General features: G+C 70.1%; 3 protein-coding genes. All 3 read right to left on the bottom strand.

Going from position 1 to position 11,851, the window contains the following annotated elements:
* Positions 1-302 precede the first annotated feature (302 nt).
* The 3 genes from ON29_RS14880 to ON29_RS14870 all read right to left on the bottom strand — a co-directional run bounded on the left by ON29_RS14880 (position 303) and on the right by ON29_RS14870 (position 11,577).
* Positions 303-755 (bottom strand): pyridoxamine 5'-phosphate oxidase family protein, encoded by a 453-nt coding sequence (locus ON29_RS14880; protein ID WP_157172786.1) that lies wholly within the window; start codon positions 753-755, stop codon positions 303-305.
* A gap of 186 nt (positions 756-941) precedes the next feature.
* Positions 942-2,309 carry a wax ester/triacylglycerol synthase family O-acyltransferase gene (locus ON29_RS14875; RefSeq protein ID WP_051175210.1) on the bottom strand — a complete coding sequence of 456 codons (1,368 nt, stop codon included), beginning with the start codon at positions 2,307-2,309 and terminating at the stop codon, positions 942-944.
* A gap of 160 nt (positions 2,310-2,469) precedes the next feature.
* Entirely contained in the window at positions 2,470-11,577 is a 9,108-nt protein-coding gene (locus ON29_RS14870; protein WP_051175209.1) for a non-ribosomal peptide synthetase, read from the bottom strand.
* Between the last annotated feature and the right edge of the window lie 274 nt (positions 11,578-11,851).

Raw genomic sequence — 11,851 nt, 5'->3', positions numbered from 1 at the left:
CAGGTTTCGCACGGGTCGAAGGCGGGTGCCGGCCCGCGGCAGGCCGCCGAGGGGTATCCGGCCGGTCAGACCGCGAATCGGCTCCGCCGATCGGCGCGAGTCCGCATGTGCGCGACCGGCGTTCGGCAGGCACAAACACCCACCGCGCTGCGCCGAGCGTGCACACCCGCCATGGAGTGTGTTATTCCCGCGACGAACTCGCGCGTGGGGTCGGAACCCGCGCAGGACCTCGCCTGATATGCCCACAAATAATTCTCGGGATGATGGTTCGGTAAATCCGAACTACCGTCGCTCGCTGCGGCCTAACGCTGTTCCTCGACGAGCCGGAAGCCGGTGACGATGGTGGGTTCGATCGCGATGACCGTATCCATCATCCCCTCGGCCCACGGTCGCAGCAGCCGCGTGTAGCGCGCGACCCGGGCGGGGTCGGTGACCGGCCTGGCCAGGCCGGTGACGACGACCGACCAGCCCACATGGCTCACCGCGTCGATGTCGTCGGCCTCATAGGCCACGACGACGGAGGGATCGGTACGGACGGTGTCGGTGAGCCGCGACGTGACCCGGGTGCGCACGATGACCGCACCACCGTCGACGTAATGGTTGACCGGGCGGATCGCGGGGAGCGCATCACGGGTGAACACCACGCGCCCGTAGGCCACGCCGGCCAGCAGCCGCAGCGCCTCGTCACGGTCGATCTCGACCATCGTGCGGCCGGGGATGCCGTTGTCCGCGACGCGGCCGCCGGAGGCGATCATGATCCCGTGCCCAGGCATATCGCGCGTGTTTCCACCTGGCAACGACCTCGCTTTCCGGTCTTCACTCGACACCACGGCCTCCCATACCATCACCGGGTCCTACTGCCGGACAGGGCAGAAAGTCCCCGATCGGTCCTCTCCCGGCGGGCGCTGCGGCGGCCCGAGCCACCCGCCGACCGATACTCCTCACGGCCCGGTCACCTCCGGCCGGAACGGTCGCCGGAGCCCCGCACGCTCGCGGAGCCGCTTGATCTCCCGCTCGATGCCCTCGGCGAGCACCGCGATATCGGGCGCGGTGTCGTAATCCCCGGTGATCCCGAACGTCAGTTGCCCCGCATAGCTGAGCACCGCGATCCCGGTGCGCAACCGCATGGCGATGGGCACGGCAGGCAGCAGTTCGGTTACCGCGTGCCCCCGCACGGTCAACCGCTCGCGTGGGCCGGGCACGTTCGTCACCAGCGCGGCGACGGTTCGCTGCGGAAACCGCGCCAGCAGACGCAGACTCCACGCGATGGGCGCGAACGGGAGCCGCCCCGCCAGCGCGAGCACCGAATTCTCCGCTTGCGCTTCGCCGCGCGCCTTGTGTCCGGTCATCCGCCGCCGAATCACGTCCAGCCGCTCCACCGGGTCGGCGACATCGATCGGCAGGAATGGCAGCATCGCCGAAACACGATTGTCCAGCGTGGATCTCGCCTGCTCGGATCGCATCGACACCGGGACGAGAACGCGCAGTTTGTCCGGAGCGGGCCGCTCGGCGCGGCCGACCAGCAGGTCGCGATAAGCGGCGGCGACCGCGGCCAGGACGACATCGTTGACCGTGACGTCGAACGCCGCGCGGATCTCGTGGACGTCCGACAGGGCGGCCCGGGCCACGACGTACCGGCGCTGGCGTCCGATGGGTCCGTTGAGCGAACATTCCGCGGCGGGCGACACGACGGCGGACACCAGCGGTGTCAGACCGCGCGTCACGGCGGCGACGGAGCGCGGCACGACGACGGGCAACCGCGTCACACCTCGCACCACGTCGAGCCACCGCATCGCGGCACGGCTTCGCGGCTCGGGCGCGGCGTTCTCGGCCTCTCCCGGTACGGCGTCGCACAGACTCCGGAACACCGACAGACCCGACACGCCGTCCACCAGGCTGTGATGCGCTTTGACCAGCAGCGCCCAGCGGTCCCCCGCGAGGTGTTCGACGACGACGCACTGCCACAGCGGATGGTCGCGATCGAGCCGCTCCTCCAGCTCCGTGGCCACCAGTTCACACAGCGCGCGCTCGTCACCCGGCGTGGGCAGCGCGGTCCATCGGATGTGGTGTGCGAGGTCGAAATTCGGGTCGTCCTCCCACACCGGCGTGGCCAGGTCCAGCGGCGCCCGCCGCACCTTCTGGCGCAGGCGCGCGTTCTGCCGCACTCCCCTGGCGAGGATGCGGCCGAACTCACCCCTGGCCGGTGGAGCGCCGGAGATGATCGCCACCGCGCCGATTCCGAGACTGATATGCCGGTCGGAGTCCTCTAGTTCCATGAAGCCCGAATCGAGGGGCCGTAGTTCTGTCATGGGCATGCTCATTCCGGTTCGTCTTCTCAGCATGGCGCGAAGCGCCGGGCGAGATGATGGCCGAAGGTCACCGAAAGCAGGGCACTCCGGCTTCCGCGCCGGTCACACCGTCGGTGGATCCGGCCGAAGGCCGCCGCCGAAGCCCGGCCGCGCCGCTGATTCACCGGCGGACCGGGCGTTCCCCCTCCGGTTCGCCCGCATGCCACGCCCGTGTCAGCACTTCGGCGATCCGGGCCAGACCGGATGCCGTGGTCATTCGCCAATGCGTCGTCGCCACGGCGTGGTTGTGCACCTGCCCGTCGACGACCTCGCTCCAGATCGACGCGCCGACCGTTCCGGTCGGATCGTCGAGCGCGGCGGTGAAGTAGACGACGTCGCCGCGGTACACGGGCGGGTCATAGGCGCTGCGCAGCGCCACCGAGTGCACCGCCGCGTCGAGGATCCGGGTGACGCGGTCGGAGCCGAACGACGCGAACGGCTCGGGGAGTTCGGTCATCTTCTGGGGAAGCGCGGCCCAGTCCACATCCGCGACATTGCCGAGGTCGCCGGCCTGCTCACCGAGCAAACCGCCGATCAACTCGGCCACCGGCACCTTGCCCGCGTCGCCGGGCGGGGTGCCCGGTGGGTCCGCCATGTAGCTGTCCATCACCGCGAGCAACGCGACCTGCTCGCCCTCGCGCTGCAATTGCACCGCCATCTCGTGCGCGATGACGCCACCGAAGGACCAGCCGAGCAGATGGTAGGGACCGGACGGTTGTTGCGAGCGGATCAGCCGGATATAGCGGCGGGCCCATTCCTCGATCGAAGCCGGCATCATCTCGTCGGTCGCGAGCACGGGCGTCTGCAGACCGTACAGGGGTCGCTCGGGGTCGAGGTAGGCGGCGAGGCCGGCATACGACCAGGAGATTCCCGAGACCGGATGCACGCAGAACAGCGGCGCGGCCGAACCCCCGGGGCGCAGCGGCAACAGCATGTCGAAGGCCGCTTCGGTCTCCACCGCGCCGCTCGCACGGCGGGCCAGGTCGGCGACCAGCTGCGCGGGCGTGGGTGCGGTGAACACCCGCATCACCGGAATCCGAGTGCCGAGCGCGGTCGACAGCCGAAGCGTCAGCTTCGCGGCGAGCAGGGAGTTTCCACCGTGTTCGAAGAAGTTGTCGTCCATGCCGAAGCGCTCGGCGCCGAGCACGGCGGCGAAGGCGGCGGCAACGGTCGCCTCGACAGGGGTGGCGGCAGCGCGGAATTCACGTGTACGGAATTCGGGCGCGGGAAGGGCCCGCCGGTCGAGCTTGCCGTTCGGGGTCAGCGGGATGGCATCGAGCACGACGATCGCGGCGGGCACCATGTAACCGGTCAGGTATTCGGCCACCCGACCGCGCAATTCGGCCGGGTCCGGCCGCGCGCCCGGCTCGGGTAGCACGTAGCCCACGAGCTGATCACCGAGGGCGGGATCGGTCCGGACCAGCGCGACGGCCTGGCACACGCCGGGACAGCGCAGCAGCGCCGCTTCGATCTCGCCCAGCTCGATCCGGAAGCCGCGCAACTGCACCTGCTGGTCGCCGCGACCGGTGTAGGCGAGCCCGGCGTCGTCGCCGAACCGGCCCCAGCGCGCGAGGTCGCCCGAGCGGTACATCCGGGATCCCGGCGGGCCGAACGGATTCGCGACGAACCGCGTCGCGGTGAGCCCGGGCCGCCCCGAGTAACCGCGGGACAGCTGAGCGCCCGCGACATAGATCTCACCGGGAGTACCGAACGGCGCCGGGCGCAGGCGGAGGTCCAGCACGTAGGTGTCCAGCCCGGGCAGTGCCCGGCCGATCAGGCTGGCCGGAGTGTCCATCAGGTGCGCACCGACCTCGAGGAAGGAGACGTGCACGGTGGTTTCGGTGATGCCGTACATGTTGACCAGTCGCGGCGTGTCCCCCGGATGGCGCTCGGACCAGCGTCGCAGGTGCCGCAGATCCAGCGCCTCACCGCCGAATATCACGTACCGCAGGGAGAATTCCCCGGAGGCGGGCGAGGCGTCGCGGTCGGCTTCGACGAGTTGGCGGAAGGCCGACGGCGTCTGGTTCAACACCGTCACCCGCTCGCGAATGAGCAGTTCGCGGAACAGCTCCGGTGAGCGCGATGTCGCGTAGTCGACCACGACGACGGTGCCGCCGGTCACGAGCGCGCACCACAGCTCCCATACCGAGAAGTCGAAGGCGAAGGAGTGGAACAGCGTCCAGACGTCACGCTCGCCGAAGGCGAACAGCGGCTGCGCCTCGGTGAACAGCCGCACCGCGTTGCGGTGCGTCACGCCGACACCCTTCGGCACGCCCGTCGAGCCCGAGGTGTAGATGACGTAGGCCAGGTTGTCCGCGAGCAGCGGCGCCATTCGGTCGGCGTCGGTGATCGGATCGTCGGCGAACTCCGCCGTCTGCTCCAGCAAGACGGTGCGCAGTTCGGCGTCCGGGAGCGCCGGGCGCTCGGCGGCGGTGGTCAGCACGCACACCGGCGCCGCGTCGGCGAGGACGAAGGCCAGCCGCTGCGCCGGATAGGTGAGGTCGATGGGCAGGTAGGCGGCGCCTGCCGTGAGCACCCCGAGCAGCGCGACCGGCAGGTCTTCGGTGCGCGGCACCGCGACGGCCACAACGGTTTCGGGGCCCGCTCCGGCCGCGATCAGCGCGCGGGCGATGCGATTCGCGCGCCGCTGCAGCGCCCCGAAGCCGAGCGTGGCGGCACCGAATCGGACGGCCGCCGCCTCGGGCCTGCGCCTGACCTGCGCACCGATCAGCTCGGGCAGCGTCGCTGCCGGGGCATTCGCAGCCTCGGACGATCGCGCTATCGCCGGAAAACCTTCGTCCTCGTCGAGAATGTCGATGTCCCACACCCGCGCCGAGGGATCTTCCGCGACCGTGGACACGATGCGCTCGAACCGGCGGGCGAAGGCGCGGACGGTCGGCTCGTCGAAGAGTTCGGTGGCGTAGGTGAAGGTCACGGCCAGCTCCGACCGGCCGTCGTCGCCGAGCCGTGGCTCGACGACGACGTGCAGATCGAATTTCGCGGTGACCTCGCCGTTGCCGACGGCGGTGATCGTCAGGTCCGGCAGCTCCAGGGTGGCCCGCTCGATGTTCTGGAACGACAGCATCACCGGGAACAGCGAGTTGTGTGCTCCGGTGCGCGCGGGGGCGGCTTCCTCGATCACACGCTCGAACGGCACGTCGCCGTTGGCGAATGCCGAGAGAGCCGTGTCCCGGGTCCGGTCGACGAGATCGTGGAAGGTCGCGGTGGGATCGACCTCGACACGCAGCGCCAAGGTGTTGACGAACATCCCGACCAGGTCGTCGAGTGCGCGGTCGCCTCGACCGGCGACCGGGGTACCGATCACGACGTCCGTGGCGCCGCACAGGCGTCCGACCAGCGTGGCGAGCGCCGCGTGCACCACCATGAACAGCGTCGCGTCGTGGTCGCGCGCGATCCGGGTCAGCCGCTCGTGGATCCGCGCCGGGATGGTGCGGCCGATCGACGCGCCGCGCGTCGATGCGGTCGAGGGGCGCGGGTGATCGGTCGGCAGCTCCAGCGGCCCCGCGAAGCCGGCCAGCTGGTCGCGCCAATACGACAGTTGTTGTGCCGCAATGGATCGACCGTCGTCCTCGGATCCCACGGCGGCGCGCTGCCAGATCGCGAAATCGGCGTACTGTACCGGCAGGGGTGGCCAGTCCGGCGCGGCGCCCGCGAGACGGGACGAGTAGGCGGTCACCAGGTCACGGGCCAGCGGCGCGAGCGACGATCCGTCCGCCGCGATGTGGTGGGTCACGATGACGAGCAGATGATCGCGGCCCGCGCTGAACAGCCGGAGCCGAACGGGCGCGGCCGCGGTCACGTCGAAGCCCGCGGACATCAGCTCGTTCACCGTGTCCGCGACATCGGTGACGCCGTGCTCGACCGCGAGGCCGCCGGGAAGGACCGCGCGCGACGGAAGGATCTCCTGATACGGCTGCCCGTCGGCGTCGACCGGGTAGCGGGTGCGCAGCACTTCGTGCCGTTCGATCACGTCGGCGACCGCGTGGCTCAGTGCGGTCGGGTCGAGGACGCCGGTCAACCGGACGGCGAAGGGCAGGTGGTAGGCGGGAGAGTCCGGGTCGATGCGATTGAGCAGCCACATCCGCTGCTGGGCGAGCGAAAGCGGGACCCGATCCGGCCGTCGCGACCGCGCCAAAGGCGGACGAGCAGGGCCCGCGCCACCGGCCTCCACCCGCGCGGCAAGCGCCGCGACCAGGGGTGCCTCGAACAGGTCGCGCACGGTGACCTGCGATCGCAACGCCTCGTTGATCCGCGCGACGGCGCGGGTCGCGAGCAGCGAATTGCCGCCGAGCGCGAAGAAGTCGTCATCGATACCCACTCGCTCGACGCCGAGCAGATCGGCCAGCACCTGCGCCACCGCCCGTTCCACCGGGTTGCGAGCGGCCCGGAACGCCCTGACCTCGACCGCCGGTGCGGGCAGCGCCTTGCGATCGAGTTTGCCGCTCGCGTTCAGCGGCAGAGCGGAGAGTTCCACCAGCGCGGAGGGCATCATGTACGCGGGCAGGACCGCCGAGATCGCGGTCGCGAGTTCGTCGCGGTCGACGATCTGCCCGGGGCACGCGACCACATACGCCGCCAGCCGCTCCCCCGACGCCGAAGGCATCACCGCCGCGACCGCTTGGCTCACCGACGGTTGTGCGAGCAGCGCGGTCTCGATCTCACCGAGCTCGATCCGCTGTCCGCGGAACTTCACCTGGAAATCGGTGCGCCCGAGGTATTCCAGTCGCTGGGGCTCGCCAGGGGCGGGGGCGCGCCAGAGGGCCAGGTCGCCCGTTCGGTACATCCTGGTGCCGCGGCCGAACGGGTTCGCGACGAAACGGCCCGAGGTCTGTGCCGCCTGGCGCACATATCCGCGGGCGAGCTGGTCCCCGGCGAGGTACAGCTCGCCGGGAACCCCGGGCGGCACCGGCCGCAGGCGCGAATCGAGCACGTAGACCTGGGTATTCCACTGTGGCCTGCCGATCGGCACCGTCGTCGCGTCGCCCGTCCCGGCGGGCTGGTACGTCACCGACACCGCGGCCTCGGTGGGGCCGTACAGGTTGTGCACCTGCGCACCGGTGACCGACCGGATCGCGCGCACGGTCTCCGGCGGCAGAGCTTCGCCGATGAGGAACAGATGCCGCAGTGTCACAAGGCTTTCCGCCGCCGCGTGCGCGGCGAACTCCGTCGCCATCGACGGCACGAAATCGGTGACGGTGACGCCGTGCTCGGCGATGGTCGCGGCGAGATAGGCCGGGTCGCGGTGCCCGTCGTGTTCGGCGACGACGAGCTTCGCGCCCGACCGCAGCGGCATCAGGTAGCCCCACAACGAGACGTCGAAGGTGGCAGCGGTCTTCTGCAGGTACGCCTCCCCCGGTCCCATGGGGTACTGGGCGAGCATCCACTCGATCTGGTTGCCGATCGCCCTGTGCGAGACCGCCACACCTTTCGGGCGTCCGGTCGAGCCCGACGTGAAGATCACGTACGCCGGATGCTCCGGCAGCACCGTGCGCGTCAGCTCCTCGGAACGCAGCGGAGCGCCCGAGCGCTGATCGGCTCCGAGAGCGTCCAGCCGCAGGATGGCGACGTGGCCGGGCATCGGCACCGCGTCGGCGGATGTGGTGAGCACACAGACGGGGCGGGCGGCGTCGAGCACGTGCGCTATCCGCTCGGCGGGATGATCGGGGTCCAGCGGAACGTACGCGCCACCGGCGGTGAGAATCGCGTACATGCCGACAACGAGATCCAGCGAACGCCGAACCGCCAGTCCCACCAGCGTTTCCGCGCCGACACCGTGGTCGATGAGCACCCGGGCGAGCCGGTTGACCCGCTCGTCGAACTCGCGATAGGTCAGTTGCCGGTCCAGGTGGACGACCGCCACATCGTCCGGATGCCGCCGCACCGCACGCCGGTACCCGTCGAGCACCAGACCCGAGGGGACCTGGTGGCGGGTCTCGTTCCACTTGCCCAGGATCGCGGTGCGCTCCGCGGCATCGAGCAGTTCGATCTCCCCGACCACCTGGTCCGCCGAATCGGCGACGGCCGCGAGGATCCCGCACAGCCGCCGGGCGAACCCCGCCACCGTCGCCTCGTCGAACAGCTCGGTGGAATAGGTGAACGCCGCCGAGATCCCCAGCGGCGTCCGCTCGTCCTCGTGCGGCACCACGGTCAGTTCGAGATCGAATTTCGTCAGCGGCAGCGTGAAGTCCAGCGCGTAGACCAAGAGCGCGGGCAGTTCCAGCGTCGCCTGCGCGAAGTTCTGGAAGGTCAGCATCGTCTGGAACAGCGGGTGATGGGCGCTCGACCGCACCGGGTCCAGCACCTCCACCAGACGTTCGAACGGCACATCGGCCTGCCCGAACGCCTCGAGGTCGCGGGTACGCACCCGCTCGAGCAGCTCGGCGAAGGTGTGGCCCGGATCGACCTCGGTACGCAGCGCGAGGGTGTTGACGAACATGCCGATCAGGCCGTCCACCGCGGCCTCGCCGCGGCCGGCCACCGGCGTGCCGACGGTGATGTCGCGGGTGTTCGACAGCCGGGCGAGCAGGACGGCGTACGCGGCGTGCACGACCATGAACAACGTCGCGTCGTTTCGGTGTGCCAGCCGGTTCAGCGCCGCGTGCACCGTCGCGTCGATCTTGAATTCGTGCGTGGCGCCCCGGCCCGAGAACACCGCGGGGCGCGGCCGGTCGGCGGGCAGGTCCAGCCGTGGCGGCAGCTCGGCGAGCCGCTCCCGCCAGAACCCGAGCTGACGGGCGAACAGGGCGTCCGGATCGCTTTCCGCACCGAGCATTTCGCGTTGCCACAGCGTGTAATCCGCGTATTGCACGGGCAGCGGCGTCCAGGCGGGAGCGCGGCCCGCGGCCCTGGCCGAGTACGCGGTCATCAGGTCGGCGGTCAGTGGGCCCATGGAGGAGCCGTCCGCGGCGATGTGGTGGACCACGCAGACCAGTACGTGCTCGGTCTCGTTGGAGCGCAGCAGGCGCAACCGGATCGGCGGCGCCGCCGTGACATCGAAGCCCTCGATCACCGCGGCGACCGTACGCTCGGGGATCTCGGCTTCGGCGACGTCGAGCACCGGCAGTTCGGGTACCGCGACCGGATCCGTCATCGGGTGCACCCGTTGGCTGCCCATCCCCTCGTGCTCGGGGTAGCTGGTCCGCAGCACCTCGTGCCGCTGCACCAGGTCCCGGATCGCGGCCCGCAGCGCGTCCACGTCCAGCTGCCCGCTCAACCGCACCGCCAGCGGGATGTTGTTGCTCGCTCCGGCCGGGTCGAACCGGTTGAGGAACCACATCCGCCGCTGCGCGAACGACAGCGGCACCCGCTCCGGTCGAGCCATCGGTCGCGGCACGGAATGCGCCCCCGGGCCCAGTTCGTCCAGGCGTCCGGCGAGTTTCGCCACCACCGACGCCTCGAACAGCAGCGCGACCGGAACGCGGACGCCCAGTGCGGCGCCCAGCCGCGCGGCCGCCTGCGTCGCGATCAGCGAATTGCCACCGAGCTCGAAGAAGTCGTCGTTCGCGCCGACGCGACCGGGCTCGGCGGCGCCCGGCGGCAGGAGCAGCGCGGCGAAGACTTCGGCCACCGCCCGCTCGGTCGGCGTGCCGGGCGCCCGGAACTGCCTGGCGGTGAGCACGGGCTCCGGCAGCGCGGCGCGATCCAGCTTGCCGACCGGCGTCAGCGGTAGTTCGTCGAGTACCGTGATCGCGGCCGGAACCATATAGGAGGGAAGGGTTTTCGCGAGCAGTTCGATGAGTTCGTCGGTGTCCAGCGCCACCCGGCCGCTGCCGCACGCAGTGGAGTCCACCCGTGGCAGCACGTAGGACACCAGCGCCGCGCCACCGGAGGGCAGCGTGGCGCCCAGGGTCGCGGCGTAGTCGACGTCGGGGTGGGCGGTCAGCGCGTTGTCGATCTCACCGAGCTCGATCCGCAGCCCCCGGATCTTGACCTGGAAGTCCACCCGGCCGTGATGTTCCAGAAGTCCTGCCGAGGTGCGCCGTACCAGATCACCGGTGCGATACATGCGCGCGCCGGGTACCGCGGCGAACGGATTGGCGACAAACCGGTCGGCGGTCGGCGCTGGTCGGCCGAGATAGCCCTCTGCCAGCGCGGGACCGGACAGATACAGCTCCCCGATCACGCCCGTGGGCACCATCCGCAACCGCGCGTCGAGAACATGGACGCCCAGCGCCGGTACCGGAGTACCGATATGGGTCGCGCCGCCCGCGCGCAGAGCCTCGGTGCCGGTGGCGAAGATGGTGGCCTCGGTGGGGCCGTAGACGATGTAGAACGACCGGTCGCCAGTCGCCCACCGGGCGGCCAGTTCGGGGCTCACCCGCTCGCCACCGCACAGGATGGCCTGCAGATCGTCGAGTCCGGCCGGCTCGATGGATTCGAGCGCTCCCGGGGTGATGCACAGATGCGTGACGCGCTCGCGCCGCAGCAGATCGGCCAGCTCGACCCCGCCGAACACCGTGGGCGGCGCCACGACCAGAGTCGCGCCCGCCGAGAAGGCGAGCAGCATCTCGATCACCGAGAAGTCGAAGCTCGGTGTGCACAGGTGCGAGACACGCGAGCGGCTGGTCACCGCCCGCGCGGCGATCTCGTGCTCGGCCAGGCTCGCGAGGCCGGCGTGGGTGACCGCGACGCCTTTCGGCTTGCCCGTCGAGCCGGAGGTGTAGATCACGTAGGCGAGGTGCTGTTCGGTCAGCGCACGCGGCCGATCCAGATAGCAGACCGAATGACCGGGCTCAGCGGCGGCTCGCCGCCGGTGGACCAAGGAGTCGAGTTCGATCCACTCCATCCCGGGCGCGGCGAGTGCGGCCCGGTGTGCCGAGGTGGTGAGGCCGACGGCCGCGCCGGAATCCGCGAGCATGTGCGCGATTCGCTCCGCCGGATACGACGGGTCGATGGGCACGTAGGCGGCGCCGGTCTTCGCGACCGCCCAGACGGCCAGCACCGACTCGACCGAGCGGGTGATGGCCACCGCGACGAAGTCTCCCGGCCCCACGCCGAACCCGATCAGGTAGCGGGCCCATCGCGAGGACGCCTCGTCCAGCTCCCGGTAGCTGAGCTCACGCTGATCCGCCGGATCGCCCGTGGGATTGTACCGGACAGCCACGGAATCGAACGCCGTATCCACCGCGGCGGTAAGCAGTTGCGGGAACAGGAGATTGCGTGCTCGTGAATGTTGGGCGCGACGTGCGGAACGGCGTGTCGTGGTCATACGGTGGCGAGTTCACTCTCTGGTCGATCACTGTCCGCTCTGGCTATGGAGCCAGAAGCAGTGCCTCAAATGCGTGAACCATGACCCGAGCGTGCGGATCGGACCTTAGCGAACTCCGCGCGGGTCGGCGCGCCCAGGTTGGGAAAGGTAACAGGGGTACCCCGGCACACTTCGGGCTACGACATGGTGTGATGTGAAGTACATTCATTTCTGCACGTAATAAATGTGATGTAAATCACCTCGGATGACCGAGGTTTTCCGCCTTACGACTCCG

The organism is Nocardia exalbida NBRC 100660 (assembly GCF_000308575.1).
Taxonomy (GTDB): Bacteria; Actinomycetota; Actinomycetes; order Mycobacteriales; family Mycobacteriaceae; genus Nocardia; species Nocardia exalbida.
The sequence above is the reverse complement of the archived record's forward strand: the minus strand, read 5'-3'. Positions and strand labels throughout refer to the sequence as shown.

Excerpts from the sequence above, each read along its gene's own strand:
- ON29_RS14870 (WP_051175209.1), bottom strand. The coding sequence starts at position 11,577 with ATGACCACGACACGCCGTTCCGCACGTCGCGCCCAACATTCACGAGCA.
- ON29_RS14875 (WP_051175210.1), bottom strand. The coding sequence starts at position 2,309 with ATGACAGAACTACGGCCCCTCGATTCGGGCTTCATGGAACTAGAGGAC.
- ON29_RS14880 (WP_157172786.1), bottom strand. The coding sequence starts at position 755 with ATGATCGCCTCCGGCGGCCGCGTCGCGGACAACGGCATCCCCGGCCGC.